This window comes from Bradyrhizobium sp. WBAH42, assembly GCF_024585265.1.
In the GTDB taxonomy this organism is placed as follows: Bacteria; Pseudomonadota; Alphaproteobacteria; order Rhizobiales; family Xanthobacteraceae; genus Bradyrhizobium.
This window is the reverse complement of the sequence record NZ_CP036533.1, coordinates 3318196-3331437: the sequence shown is the minus strand read 5'-3', so window position 1 is coordinate 3331437 and position 13242 is coordinate 3318196. Positions and strand designations below refer to the sequence as shown.

At 64.5% G+C, this 13242-nt stretch carries 14 protein-coding genes; 6 read left to right on the top strand and 8 right to left on the bottom strand.

What is annotated here, in order from left to right:
- The first annotated feature begins 136 nt into the window (after nucleotides 1-136).
- On the top strand, nucleotides 137-1285 hold the full coding sequence (locus tag DCG74_RS15605) for an amidohydrolase (RefSeq protein ID WP_172783850.1): 1149 nt from the start codon (nucleotides 137-139) through the stop codon (nucleotides 1283-1285).
- Between the two features lies 1 nt (nucleotide 1286).
- Here DCG74_RS15605 and DCG74_RS15600 read toward each other — a convergent pair whose 3' ends face one another.
- Nucleotides 1287-1502: a hypothetical protein gene (locus DCG74_RS15600; protein ID WP_172783849.1), complete on the bottom strand. Its 216-nt coding sequence runs from the start codon at nucleotides 1500-1502 to the stop codon at nucleotides 1287-1289.
- Between the two features lie 90 nt (nucleotides 1503-1592).
- Here DCG74_RS15600 and DCG74_RS15595 point away from each other — a divergent pair, with 90 nt between their 5' ends.
- Nucleotides 1593-2315: a DUF72 domain-containing protein gene (locus DCG74_RS15595; protein ID WP_172783848.1), complete on the top strand. Its 723-nt coding sequence runs from the start codon at nucleotides 1593-1595 to the stop codon at nucleotides 2313-2315.
- A 2-nt stretch (nucleotides 2316-2317) separates the two neighbouring features.
- Here DCG74_RS15595 and DCG74_RS15590 read toward each other — a convergent pair whose 3' ends face one another.
- Nucleotides 2318-3505: a CaiB/BaiF CoA-transferase family protein gene (locus DCG74_RS15590; protein WP_172783847.1), complete on the bottom strand. Its 1188-nt coding sequence runs from the start codon at nucleotides 3503-3505 to the stop codon at nucleotides 2318-2320.
- Between the two features lie 165 nt (nucleotides 3506-3670).
- Here DCG74_RS15590 and DCG74_RS15585 point away from each other — a divergent pair, with 165 nt between their 5' ends.
- Nucleotides 3671-4558: a VOC family protein gene (locus DCG74_RS15585; protein WP_172783846.1), complete on the top strand. Its 888-nt coding sequence runs from the start codon at nucleotides 3671-3673 to the stop codon at nucleotides 4556-4558.
- A gap of 28 nt (nucleotides 4559-4586) precedes the next feature.
- On the opposite strand, the gene DCG74_RS15580 is transcribed toward DCG74_RS15585, so the two are convergent.
- Genes DCG74_RS15580 through DCG74_RS15555 form a run of 6 tightly spaced genes read right to left on the bottom strand, consistent with a single transcriptional unit; the run spans nucleotide 4587 to nucleotide 10452 of the window.
- Entirely contained in the window at nucleotides 4587-5636 is a 1050-nt protein-coding gene (locus DCG74_RS15580) for a LacI family DNA-binding transcriptional regulator (RefSeq protein ID WP_172783845.1), read from the bottom strand.
- Complete coding sequence (locus DCG74_RS15575; protein ID WP_172783844.1) at nucleotides 5633-6277, bottom strand: ThuA domain-containing protein; 645 nt, start codon at nucleotides 6275-6277, stop codon at nucleotides 5633-5635. Before DCG74_RS15575 ends, DCG74_RS15580 begins: the two co-directional genes overlap by 4 nt.
- A gap of 10 nt (nucleotides 6278-6287) precedes the next feature.
- Nucleotides 6288-7385, bottom strand: coding sequence for a Gfo/Idh/MocA family protein (locus tag DCG74_RS15570; protein ID WP_172783843.1), 1098 nt, complete (start codon nucleotides 7383-7385; stop codon nucleotides 6288-6290).
- Between the two features lie 19 nt (nucleotides 7386-7404).
- Entirely contained in the window at nucleotides 7405-8250 is an 846-nt protein-coding gene (locus tag DCG74_RS15565) for a carbohydrate ABC transporter permease (RefSeq protein ID WP_172783842.1), read from the bottom strand.
- On the bottom strand, nucleotides 8243-9184 hold the full coding sequence (locus tag DCG74_RS15560) for a carbohydrate ABC transporter permease (protein ID WP_172783841.1): 942 nt from the start codon (nucleotides 9182-9184) through the stop codon (nucleotides 8243-8245). Before DCG74_RS15560 ends, DCG74_RS15565 begins: the two co-directional genes overlap by 8 nt.
- A gap of 2 nt (nucleotides 9185-9186) precedes the next feature.
- Nucleotides 9187-10452, bottom strand: coding sequence for an extracellular solute-binding protein (locus tag DCG74_RS15555; protein ID WP_172783840.1), 1266 nt, complete (start codon nucleotides 10450-10452; stop codon nucleotides 9187-9189).
- 164 nt (nucleotides 10453-10616) lie between these two features.
- Between DCG74_RS15555 and DCG74_RS15550 the strand changes: the two genes are divergently transcribed.
- The 3 genes from DCG74_RS15550 to DCG74_RS15540 all read left to right on the top strand — a co-directional run bounded on the left by DCG74_RS15550 (nucleotide 10617) and on the right by DCG74_RS15540 (nucleotide 12495).
- A complete protein-coding gene (locus DCG74_RS15550) occupies nucleotides 10617-11375 on the top strand; it encodes an SDR family NAD(P)-dependent oxidoreductase (RefSeq protein ID WP_172783839.1) in 759 nt (252 codons plus the stop codon).
- Between the two features lie 495 nt (nucleotides 11376-11870).
- Nucleotides 11871-12149 carry a hypothetical protein gene (locus DCG74_RS15545; RefSeq protein ID WP_172783838.1) on the top strand — a complete coding sequence of 93 codons (279 nt, stop codon included), beginning with the start codon at nucleotides 11871-11873 and terminating at the stop codon, nucleotides 12147-12149.
- A gap of 109 nt (nucleotides 12150-12258) precedes the next feature.
- Nucleotides 12259-12495 carry a hypothetical protein gene (locus tag DCG74_RS15540; protein ID WP_172783831.1) on the top strand — a complete coding sequence of 79 codons (237 nt, stop codon included), beginning with the start codon at nucleotides 12259-12261 and terminating at the stop codon, nucleotides 12493-12495.
- Nucleotides 12496-13242: the final 747 nt, after the last annotated feature.

Here is a 13242-nt window from a genome sequence, read left to right as displayed (position 1 = left end):
GTTCGCGCCAAGAGGCGCGCCCCGGAATGACGGAAAAAGCACATTGCTGCACGCGAGGCATTCCAAGGCGCGGGGTGCATGGCGGTGATAATCCATTATGGTGGCGGCAACCGACATCACTCAAGAGACACCTGCCTTGTCCCCCGAATTGCACCAGAAACTGACCGCGTGGCGCCGCCACCTGCATGCGCATCCCGAACTGTCGCTGCAGGAGAAGGAGACCGCCGCCTTCGTGCGGGACAAGCTCACCGAGCTCGGCATTCCCTTCGAGGCCGGCATCGGCGGCAACGGCATCGTCGCGACCCTGACGCGCGGCCACGCGCAAAGGCGGGTCGGCCTGCGCGCCGACATGGATGCGCTGCCGATCACGGAGGACACCGCCCTGCCCTATGCTTCAAAGACATCGGGCGTGATGCATGCATGCGGCCATGACGGCCATACCGCCTCGCTGCTGGGCGCCGCGGCGCTGCTCGCCGCCGACACCGATTGGAGCGGCACGGTCGATTTCGTCTTCCAGCCGGCCGAGGAAGGCTTTGGCGGCTCGCGAGCGATGGTCGCGGCCGGGCTGTTCGACCGTTTTCCGATGGAGCGGATATTCGGCTTCCACAACTGGCCGGGCCTTGCCGCCGGAACCATCGCCGTGCACGACGGCGTCGTCATGGCCTCCGGCGGGCGCATCACCATCACGATCGAGGGCCACGCCGGGCACGCCGGCATGCCGCATCTGACGCGCGATCCCGTGGTGGCGGCCGGGCACCTCATCGTCGCGCTGCAATCGATCACCTCGCGCGGCGTCGATCCGCTCGACACCGCCGTGCTGTCGCTGTGCACCATCGAAGGCGGCACCGCGGCGAACCAGATCGCCGGACGCGTCACCATCCGCGGCACGCTGCGCTACCACCGCGAGGCGGTCAAGGACACCCTCCTCGACGGCATCGAGCGCACCTGCGCCGGGATCGCGACCAGCTTCGGCGTCAAAGTCACGCCCGAGATCGTCTGGGGGGTCGGCGTCGTGATCAACACGCCTGATGAGGCCGACCTTGCGCGCATCGCCGCGGAGAAGGTGCAGGCGCCGGTGCGGCGCGATCTCGCCCCCAGCATGGCCGGCGAGGATTTTGCCCATTATCTGCAGCAGCGGCCCGGCGCCTTCGTCTGGATCGGCAACGGGCCCTTGCGCGACGGCGCGGAGCTGCACGGTCCGCGCTATGATTTCAACGACGCGATCCTCCCCGTGGCCTCGCGCTGGATGGCCGAGGTGGCCAAGGCGGCGCTGGCGTCCAATTAGCTCAGGAGATCTCGCGCGGCAGCTTCCAGTCCGGCCGCGGTGCGAATGTCTCGTCGACGCGCTCGACGTGATAGCCGTCGGGCAAGAGGTGACCGCCCTCCTCGTTGGCGACCGGGACATCGGTGACCAGGCCCTCGATCAAGGCGGCTTCCCACACCTCCTTCTCGGTCGGAAAGGGATTGCCGATCTGCTTGTTGCCTTCGAACAGCGCGTACATCGGTTCCGGTCCTTACGTTGATGCGCACGAGAAACGTATCGGCCGCACGGACGTTCCCTCCGGCAAATAGCAACGGATGGCACGTGAAACATGGCGCGCGTTCTGATCGGAACTTCGGGCTGGCACTACGCCTCCTGGCGCGGCCCGTTCTTCCCCGAGGGCGTGACGCTGAAGCAGCAACTTCGCTACTATGCCGGGCAGTTCGACACCACGGAGCTGAACGGGGTGTTCTACCGCACGCCGACGCCGGAGGCAGTGACGGGATGGCGCGAGCAGACCGGCCGCGATTTCGTGTTCGCCTGGAAGGCGTCGAAATTCATCACGCACTGGAAGCGCCTGTCGGACCGCTCCGTCAACAGCCTCGAGCTGCTCGAGGACCGCATCACGCGGCTTGGCGGCAAGGCCGGCCCGATCCTATTCCAGCTGCCGCCGCAGTTCGAGGCGAATGCGGACCGGCTCGCGTCGTTCTTCAAGCTGCTGTCACGAAAGCGGCGTTACAGTTTCGAATTCCGTCATCCGAGCTGGTATCAGCCGCGCATCCTGCGCATGCTGACTGAGGAAAACATCTCGCTGTGCCTGTCCGACCATCACGATGCGCCGGCGCCGTGGAAGCGCACGGCGGATTTCGTCTATGTGCGCGGACACGGGCCAAGCGGGCGCTATCACGGGCACTATACCAAGGCCACGCTGGCGCAATGGGCCAAGCGCATCAAGTCGTGGAAGCGTCAGGGCTGCGACGTCTACGTCTATTTCGACAACGACCAGAAGAGCGCAGCACCGGCCGATGCCAAGGCGCTGAAGCTGCTGCTGTGATGCTAGATGATGCCGCCTTGTCGAAGCGCCGCGATCTGGTCCGCATCATAGCCGAGCTCGGCGAGGACGCGATCGGTGTGCTCGCCGAGCGTCGGCGGGCGGCTTGCGATCTTGCCGGGCGTTTCCGACAGCCGCACCGCGGCGCGGGCGACCGGCGCCTGCTTCGGCAGGCCGGGATAGTCGACGTCCTGCATGAAGCCGGCGGCGCGGATATGCGGATGATCCAGCGCCTGCTGCGGTGAGAGCACGGGGCCGGTCGGGATCATCGCCTGGCCCAGCGTGTCGACGGCCTGCTGTGTGGTGCGCTCGGCGCACCAGCGCGCCATCCGCTCGCTGATGATGCGGCCGTTGTTGCCGCGGCTGATGTCGTCGGCAAAGCGCGGGTCGTTCAGCCATACCTCCTCCTCGCCCATCAGCCGCGCCCAGCGCTTGAACAGCGGATGGCCGGTGACCTGGCACAGCACCCAGCCGTCCCTCGTGCGGTAGATGTCGGCGGGCGCTGCGGTCTGGCCGAGATTGCCGGTCGGCACGCGGTTGACGTTGATGACGGCCTGCTCGATCAGCGTGGCATTGGTGAAGGACAGCGCGGTTGCGAGCAGCGCGCCCTCGACGATCTGGCCGCGCCCGGATTTGCCGCGCTCGATCAGCGCGGCGAGCGTGCCGAAGGCGCAGTGCAGCGCGGTGCCGAAATCGACCCAGTTCACCGCGGCCCGATACGGCGGATCGCCCGCGCCCGTCATGTACACCGAGCCCGACATCACCTGGCCGACGCCGTCGAAGCCGACCCGGTCGGACCACGGGCCCGGCCCGCCGAACGCGGTGGCCGTGGTCAGGATGATGTCCGGCTTGATCGCCTTCAACGAGTCGTAATCGAGCTTCATCGCGCGCAGGGTCTGCGGCGGCAGGTTGGCGACCACGACATCCGCGGTCGCGATCAGGCGGCGCATCACCTCCTGGCCTTGCGCCTTCATCGGATCGAGCGTGATGCACTTCTTGTTGCGATTGACCTGGAGGAACAGCGCGCCCTCGCCGCCTTCACCCACCGGCGCGACGAAACGATCCTCGCTGCCGTCGCGCTTCTCGATGCGGATGACCTCGGCCCCGAACTCGGCCAGCAAGGTGGCGCAATAGGGCCCGGCGATATAGCGCCCGAAATCGAGCACGCGCACGCCCTCCAAGACTCCTGCCATCGGCTTCTTCCTCAGTGTTTTACTCAGATTACAGGGACTGGGTGCCACGGCAAGGCAGCCGGTGCGCATAACGGCCAGCACGCAAGATGTGATCGGCCGGCCGTTCCGGGGAGCGGAAATTGTGCTCTAGTATGGCGCTTTCAATCCACGACGCAGAGCACACCCATGCCGCAGCAATTCGACCGATCCAAAGAAGATCTCGGCAACGCCATCCATTTCGAGCACGTCAACATCCAGGTCCCGGACCAGCGCCTCGCCACGCTGTTCTACGTCGCCGGGCTCGGGCTCACCCGCGATCCCTACCTGATGGTGTCCGATACCAACATGTGGATCAACGCCGGGCGGAGCCAGTTTCATCTGCCGAGCGGCCGGCCGCAGGTGCTGCGCGGACACGTTGGCCTCGTCATCGAAGGCCGCGAGGCGCTGCTGGCGCGGCTTGCATCGGTCGCGAAGAAACTCGAGGGCACGGCGTTCGCATTCAGGGAGCACAACGACCATGTCGAGGCAGTTTGCCCCTGGGGTAACCGCGTGCGCTGCTACGAGCCCGACGCCGCGCGGTTCGGCCGGATCGCGCTCGGCATTCCCTATGTCGAGTTCGACGTGCCCAAGGGAACGGCGGCCGGCATCTGCGCCTTCTATCCCGAGATCATGGGCATGCCCGCGAGCCTGCGGAACGGCGAGGCCGCTGTTGCCGCCGTGACGACGGGCCGCAACCAGCATCTGCTGTTCCGCGAGACCGACCGGCCGCTGGGCGACTATGACGGTCACCATGTGCAGATGTACATCACCGACTTCTCCGGTCCCTACCGCAAGCTGCTTGCGCGCAAGCTGATCTCCCGCGAGGACAATCAATACCAGTACCGGTTCTGCGACATCGTCGACCTCGACAGCGGCAAGCCGCTGTTCACGGTCGAGCACGAGGTGCGCTCAGCGACCCATCCGATGTTCATGCGGCCGATGGTCAATCGCAATCCGGCGCTCAACAACCGCAATTACGCCTTCGGCCACGACGAGTCGTCCTGGGCGATGGGGCCGGACCAGTACGAGGGATAATCCTCACGAAGCGCTTGCGCGCGTCTGCCTACGGCAGATTGTCCCGCAGGAAGATGTCGATGCGGATACGCTCCTGGTCGGGGCTGATCGGCTCGCCCGAACAATGCGCGAGCAGGACTCGCGCCGCAGACCGCGCCTCATGGCCGGCATCCTGGTTGATGACGGCGTCGAGCGTGCCGCGCACCAGGAACCGCCTGGTGTGCTCGGTCAGCTCATGGGTGATCCAGACCACCTCGCGCGCGCGGCCCGAAGCCTCGAGCGCATCGGCGATGCCGCGGTTTCCGGCGCCGCAGCAATAGATGCCACGGAGGTCGGCATGGCGCGCGAGCAGCGCGGCCGTGAGGTCCCGCGTGCGGTCGCTGTCGTCGCGCCCCTCGATGACGGGGAGTGCGGACAGGTTCGCATACTCACTCGACAGGATCTGATGGAAGCCGAACTGCCGTTCGGTGTGATCGCGCAGCGACAACGATCCCGCAATCACGGCGACGGTGCCCTCGCGCCCGGCAAGGAAGCGCCCCATCAGCGTGGCGGCGGTGCGGCCCGCGGCCGGATTGTCGATCCCGACATAGTGCACCCGGGACGAGCTCGGCGCGTCCGACACCAGGGTCACCACGGCGACCCCGCGCGCGACGAGCTCGTCGATCGCGGCGCGAACCCTGGGATGATCGAGCGCGATGACGGCGACACCCTGATAGGCCGGCGAGAGGTTCTCCAGGGCACCGGCAAGGACATCGGGGTCGAACACGTCGACATGGTGGATGTCGATGAAGCCGCGATGGCCGGCGAGCCAGCCCGCGGTGCGCGCGACCTGCTCGCTGAGATTGGTCATGAAGCTGTTGCTGCCGGTCGGCAGCACGAAAGCAAAGCGGAAGGTCTGCCCGCGGGCGAGCCGCGCCGCGGCAACATCGGCGCGATAGCCGAGCTTTGCCACCGCGGCCTCGACACGCGCGACGGTCTTGGCGCGGACACCCTCGCGCCGGTTGACGACGCGATCGACGGTGGCGAGCGAAACGCCCGCCGCGCGCGCGACGTCCTCGAGCGTGGCTCGAAGCACCGGCTGGGTCGCGCCTTCAGTCATTCGCGCGCGGCCCACAGCATGCCGCGGGTCATCAACGTCCGGATCTCCGGCACGTCGAGCTCGTAGGCGCGGTGGCCCAGCGAGGAGTAGAACACCCTCCCCGCGCCATAACGCTTCTTCCACACCACCGGCATCACCACGCCCTCGATCCAGGGCGCGTGCTCACCGGTGAAAGTCGTCGTTGCCAACACCTCGTTGGCGGGATCGACATGCATGTAATACTGCTCGGAACGATGCTCGAAGCTCTTCAGGCCGTTCATGATGGGATCGTCGGGCTTGGTCACGTCGACCTTGTAATCGATGATGTTGCCGGGATGCGCAACCCATTGCCCGCCACACAGGAACTGGTAGTCCACAGAATCGCGGAAGGCATCGCACATGCCGCCATGATGGCCGGCGAGCCCGACCCCGCTGCGCACCGCAGCGCAAAGATTCAGCGCATCCGCCTTTTCGATCTTGGACATGGTGTAGATCGGGATGATCAACGAGAGATCATGGATTTTGGGATCGCCGAATGCCTCGGTCGTGGTTTCGATCCGCACCTCGAAACCTTCCGCCTTCAGCCAGCCGCGGATCATCGAAGCGCAGAGATCGGGATCGTGTCCCGGCCAGCCACCCCATACAATCATTGCCTTGCGCATGGTCATTCCCTCAATCGATCTGTCCGGTTTCACGTCCGGCCGGCAGCATCGCCGGCCGCTCGACGCGGCTCTCGATCTTGACGCGGCGGCCCTCGTCGGCGGAGGTCTGGAACGCCTCCATCACCTCCAGCACGTGGAAGGCGAGCGCGCCGCTGGCGCGATGCGGCCTGTCGTTCAGGATCGCGCCAGCCATGTCGGCGACGCCGATCGAGCGGAACTCGCCCTCGACGTGACCGTGCGTCAGCGGCATCACCTCCCATTCGCCGCCGGTCTTTGCCACCTGCACCTCGCCGCCGAAGCGATTTGGATCGGGCACCAGCATGCTGCCTTTGTCGCCGTAGATCTCGATCGGCGCATGCCGATGTTTCGGCACGTCGAAGCTCATCGTGATCGACACCACTGCGCCGCTCTCGAATTCCAGCGTCCCGGCGACATGGGTCGCGACCTCGACCGGAATCAGCGCGCCGTTCATCGGCTGGCTGGTGACGAGGCGCTCGTTCCTCGGACGCGCGGTCGAGCCCATCACGCTGGCGACCGGACCGAGCAATTGCACGAGATCGGTGATGTAATACGGCCCCATGTCGAGCATCGATCCGCCGCCGCGCAGGTAGTAGAAGCCGGGCGCCGGATGCCAGCGCTCGTGGCCGGGACAGCCGAAGAAGGCACTGCCCGCGACGGGCGTGCCGATCGCGCCGTCGTCGATCAGCTTGCGCGCGGTCTGATGGCCGCCGCCAAGGAACGTATCGGGCGCGCAGCCGACGCGCAGGTTCTTCTGTGCGGCGAGCTCCATGACCTTGCGCGCTTCCGCGACATTGATGCCGAGCGGCTTCTCCGAATGAACGTGCTTGCCGGCGTTCAGCACCGCCAGGCTGACGTCGGTGTGGGCGAGCGGCACCGTGAGATTGACGACGATTTCGATATCGTCGCGCTTCAACAATTGGTCGACCCGCATTCCCGGCAAGCCGAATGCCGCGCCCTGGCGCTCGGCAACCTCGCTGCGCATGTCGGCGAGCGCCCTGAACTCCATGACCGGAAAGCGCTGGGCCGCCTTGAGGTAGGCGGTGCTGATCACCCCGCAGCCTATGATTCCGACGCCGACTTTTCTCATTATGATCTCCTCAGATGGCTCATCCCTTGACCGCGCCTGCGGTGAGGCCGGCCACGATGTGCTTCTGCGCCAGCAGGAACAGAATGATCGTGGGCAGGATGGTGAGCGTGATGAAGGCCAGGATCAGGTGCCATTCGGACGAGTATTCGCCCTGGTAGACCATGATGCCGAGCGGCCAGGGATACAGCGCATCGGTGTTCAGCATCACCAGCGGCAGCAGATAGGCGTTCCAGCTGTTGACGAAGGTGATGGTGCCGACGGTCGCCAGGATCGGACGCGACAAGGGCAAGGTGACATAGCGGAAGAACTTGATGTAGCTGCAGCCGTCGACCAGCGCGGCCTCGAGCAGCTCGTATGGAATGTCCTTGAAGAAGCGGCGCAGCAGCAGCACGCTCATGGCGAGGCTGAACGCCACCTGCGGCAGCGCGACGCCGAAATAAGTGTCGAGCAGGCCGAGATCCCGCACCTTGATGAACAGAGGCAGCACGGCGGTCGCAGCGGGAAACAGCAGGCCCAGCGTCAGATAGCTGAGCAGCATCGATGAGCCGAAGAACCTGACATGGGCGAAGGTGAACGCGGCCATCGAAGCCGTGATCAGGGTCAGCGTCACCGCCAGCGTCGAGATGACAAGCGAATTGCGCAGGAGCTGCCAGTAGCGCGCCGAGAACAGGATGTCGGCGTAGTTCTGCCACTCCCAATGCCTGGGCAGGCCGAACGGATTGACGCGAAGCTCGCCGAGCGACTTGAAGCCGCCGAGCAGGGTCGCGAGCAGCGGCACCAGGACGAAGATCGCGATCAGGCCGAGGAACAGCGCCTTGAACAGCACGGCGGGATCGAATGCGCTTCTGGCCCCGGCATTACTCATCGCGCATGAACCATCGCTTGTAGGTGAAGGCAAAGGTCACGCAGATCGCGAACAGGATGACGCCGATGGCGCTGCCGTAGCCGACCCGCATGCGCGAGATGCCGTTGTTGTAGAGAAAGCTCACCATCGTGTTCGAGGAGTCGGCCGGTCCTCCGCGCGTCAGCGGCATGACGAGATCGAAAAGCTGCAGCGAGCCGATGATGGCGAAGAACACCGACAGGCGGATCGTGGGATAGAGCAAGGGGATCACGACGTGGCGCAGCGTCTGCGTCCGCGTCGCGCCGTCGATACGGGCGGCCTCGACCAGGCTCTTGTCGAGGCTTTGCAGCGCGGCGATGAACAGCATCATGTGGAAGCCGAAATACTTCCAGACCACCACGATCAGCACCGCCAGCATCGCCGTGTCGGTCGAGGCCAAGAGATGCGGAGGCTCGGCGCCGAAGGCGCGCCAGATCGAAGCGACGAGGCCGTAGTCGCCGTCATAGACGAAGCTGAAGATCAGCCCGGTCGCGATCTCGGCGAGGATATAGGGCATGAAGAACAGCATGCGCAGCGCCACGGCGCCGCGAAAGCGCTCCGCCAGCATGAGGGCCAGCGTGAGCGCAAGCGGCAGCTGGACGGCGAGCGAAACGGCGATGATCAGCCCGTTGTTGCGCAGCGCGAGCCAGAAGGCCCGCGTCTCCAGCACGAAGCGGTAATTGTCGAAGCCGATCCAGTTCGTCGGCCTGCCGAAGCCGTTCCAGTTGAAGGCCGAGTACCAGGCGGCCTCGCCGATCGGCAGCACCACGAACAGCGTGAACAGCAGCAGCGCGGGCGGCAGGAACAGGATCAGGACCGTGAAGCGGCCATCCCAGCCGGGGCCGCGAACCGCGACCTGAGGAGCCGCCTCGCCGGCAACGCCGACCGGCGAGGTGATCGCGATCCGTCGCGCCACGGTCAGTTGCCTTGCTTGTACGCCGCTTGGATGGCTTTCGCAGCGTCCTGCGGGCTCATGCTGCCGCCGGCGATCTCCGCCGTGACGTCGTTAACGACGCGACCGACCGAGGGGCCGAGGCTCTGGTCATAGAAGTTCTGATGATAGTTGGACTTCGCCAGGTTGGCCGCGATCTGCTTCATGAAGGCGCTGTTGAGGCCGGCCTCGCCGCCCTTGACGACGGGAACGATGAAGTTGCCGGCGGCAAGCCGCGCCTGCACGTCCTTGGAGATAAAGAATTTCAGGAAGTCGGTGGCTTCCTTGGGCGCCCCCTTGGTGATCAGCCAGCCGGTGATGCCACCGAGCGTGTCTGACGGCTCACCCTTGCCGCCGGGTACGACCGGAAAATCGAACCAGCCAAGCTTGTCGTCGCCGAGACCGACCTTGTCGGCGGCGAGCGCGCGCTGGGTGTGGTAAAAGGACGAGATGGCCAGGATCATCGCGGCCTTGCCGTCCCCGAAATAGCCGACGGCCTGCGGGTTCTTGAAGCCGAGGAAGCCATTCTGGAACGGCTGGAGATCGACCAGCTGCTTGAACAGCTCGCCGGATTTCTGGAAGGTCTCCCCGGCGAAGCCACCATTCTCACCCTTCAGCGCTGCATCGAAGGCCGGCTTGCCGCCGACGCGCACTGCGAGATGCGTCCAGTAGAAATGCAGCGGCCATTTGTCGGCACCGCCAACCACAATCGGCGTAACACCCGCGGCCTTCAGCGTTTTCACCGCGCCGAGCAGATCGTCCCATGTCTTGATCTTGCTTGCATCGACATTACCCTTGGCCATCAAATCCTTGTTGTAGAGGAAGCCGACCTGCGAGAGCGCGGTCGGCAGGCCAAAGACCTTGCCGTTGCTGGTGAACGCCGCGAGCGCCGCCGGTGCGATCGTGTCGCTGTAGCCGCCGCTCTTCACAGAATCGGTGATGTCTTCCAGAACGCCCGCTTCGACCTGCGCCTTCAGCACTCCGCCGGCCCAGCTATAGATGATGTGCGGCCGGTCCTTCGATTGCAGGATGGTCGGCAGCTTGGCCTTGTAGGCCTCGTTCTCGAGGAACTGCATCTCGACCTTCACACCGGGGTGCGACGCCTCATAGCTGCGCGCGACCTCCTCCCAGATCTTCACCTGGGCCGGGTTGACCTCGATGTGCAGCCATTTGACCGTGGTGTCGGCTGACGCGGAACTGGCCCAAAGCAGGCATGCGACAGCAGCGAGTCCCAGTTTCCCGAGCGATCTCATCACATCCTCCCAACCGACTGTTATTCTTTGACGCAATCCTGCCCTCAATTTTTGAGGTACGCAACACAAAATCTGATCTATGCACCTCACCAGCGGAATGGCTAAGGTTCAAAAAAGAGTCGGTCGCGGCCCGCCGCGCCGGCCGCAACAAAACGAGGTGCCCAATGGCCGCCATCTATTCCGACCTCGCCGGCAAGGTCGTGCTCGTCACCGGTGGCGCAGCCGGAATCGGCGCTGCGATCGTGCGCCGTTTTGCGGACCAGAAATCCACGGTGGTGTTCTTCGACATCAAGATCGACGAGGGACAGCGCCTGGCACGTGAGCTGTCCGACCAGGGACTGGCCGCGCATTTCCAGCACGTCGATCTCACCGACATCGGCGCGCTGCGTGCCGGCGTCGTCGCGGCACGCAAGGCTCATGGCCCGATCAACATCCTGATCAACAACGCCGCGCATGACGAGCGGCACAACACCGAGGAGATGACGCCGGACTATTGGGACGACCGCATCGCGGTGAATCTGAAGCACCAGTTCTTTGCATCGCAGGCCGTGTTGCCGGACATGAAGGCGGCCAATGCCGGCGCGATCATCAATTTCGGCTCGGTGTCGTGGATCGCAGGACAAGGCGGCATGGCCGCCTACACCGCCAGCAAGTCAGGCGTGATCGGGTTGACGCGCTCGCTGGCGCGCGACTATGGCCCCTACAACATCCGCGTCAATGCGATCGCGCCGGGCTGGATCATGACCGAGCGGCAGCTCGAGAAATGGATGACGCCGGCCGGCGAGATCGAGCTGCAGCAGCGACAATGCCTGAAGCGCAGGCTCATGCCGGACGAAGTTGCGAAGTTCACCGTCTTCCTCGCCTCCGACGAGGCCTCCGCCTGCACCGCCCAGCATTACATCGTCGACGGCGGCTGGGTCTGAGATGTCGCGCGAGGCCGGCCGATGCCCTCGCTCAACGTCTTGCCGCTGGCGACATTGACGAAGTGCAGCGAAGCGCAAGCTGGACAGCGGACGGGGACGTGCGTGTCCGCGGCGTCGGAGGTTGTGCCGGGAAGCCAGTGCTGCACGTTCATGCCCGTGCGGGGGCACTTGAAGATGACGTTGCGCTCCATGCCGTAAATATGCGCGCGGCGCGGCGGCCTTGAAATTGCGGGCCAATACTTAGGCAAATGTCCTGAACGGATTCACGCGGGAAGCGGCCAAGATCTCGCGCAGCGCTTGTGGGCAAGTTGCCAATCGAGAGCATCCGCGGCCTTGAGCTGGATCAAGACAGGTTTGTGACACGGACTATAGCCTTGTGTCGGCGTCGGGAACGCTTTTTCGAGGCCCCTTGCCGGAGCGAGCGACGTTCGGAATCCGAGGCATTGCCGGCGCCGCTTTCTCGGCAACGGACGACGCCCGATCAGGAGAACGGACATGCTTGCCGACATTGACACCGACGATCTCACCGAGGTCGTGCGCTATGCCCTGGAGACGACCCGCGCGACGACGGCCTGCCCCTTCCATTGCGACGTGATCGTCCGCATCGGCGATGACGCCGCCGAGAGCCACGCCTTCGAACGTGCCAAGCGAATCGTCAGATGCGACGGCGCGGAATGGGACAAGGAGGCCCTCAGGGCCGAGCTTGGCCGTCAGCTCGGCGCAGCCGCAGACGGGCGCTGCCCGAAGTGCGATCCGACCGCCTCGTGCACCTAGCGCGCCGCGATTGGTTCCTTTGCAGGATTCTGCGTCGACGCAACGCGCCGACGACGTGCCAGCGCAGATCGTCGCCGCCCCGGCGGCTTAACTTGTGTGAAGGCCGCAGATGCAATTGACCCTTAGCCTGAACGACGCGCGTCGTGCACCAGAGGTCGGACGTTCCGTGAAAGTGACAAAGCCGATCGCCTCCATCATCCGGGGCAGATCCAAGACGGATAGCCCGCCGCCGGACGGGGACGACGAACGTCAGCTGCCGCCATCGACCGAGAGGCGTCAGGTCGTCGATGAGTACGCCGAAAACCTGCGGAAGATCATCCGGAGACTGCTTGGAAGGCTGAACTGATCGCGCTTGCGCGCATCCTTGGCCGCTTTGCCCGAACCAGTCGACCGCCTTGCGAACTTGCTGAACGGGGATTCTGGCTGGGGCGGGAGGGATCGAACCTCCGAATGGCGGAATCAAAACCTGCTTGATTATTCAATGATTTCAGCGCGCGTTTGGAAAAAACGGTCGAAAACACGCGTGGTAATACCAATAGCTTAGGAGCCATTTCCAAATAGCGCCACGCCGACGAGTCGCGCGAGACAGCGTTATGTTCGAGATCGATGCACGCGAGACGTCGGGGGTTCGAGTCGCTGGAGCGCTACCTACGTTTCCCCCGACGGCATTTACCTGAGTTTTTGATCTCCGCTTAGTTCTGCCGGTTACCCCAGTTGATTAACCCCAGGGAGCCTGGACCACCTACCTCCCGCCCGTAATCGTCCTCCGCCGTTTTTCGGTGTGGCTTGCTCCCGGGAACAACACGCCTTGCCACGCAGTCAAATAAAATTTGATGGGATAAGTCAAAATCGAGACTTCCATCTTCCTCTACCGGCGAATTGAACGCGATCTGAATAGGTAAGAAGCGATGACAGATCAGCAATTGGCTATTCACGCCATCATCGAAGCCAATGCATAGTGGATGAATACCTTCAGCCTCGCCCCCTCGACAATGAGCGGATGATCCTCGACAAGCTGGTGGAGCTTTTTGAGAGGCCCGATCTGGTGGTCGCCATAGCTCGGCTGCAGCAACGAAGTAGCCCGTAGCAGATG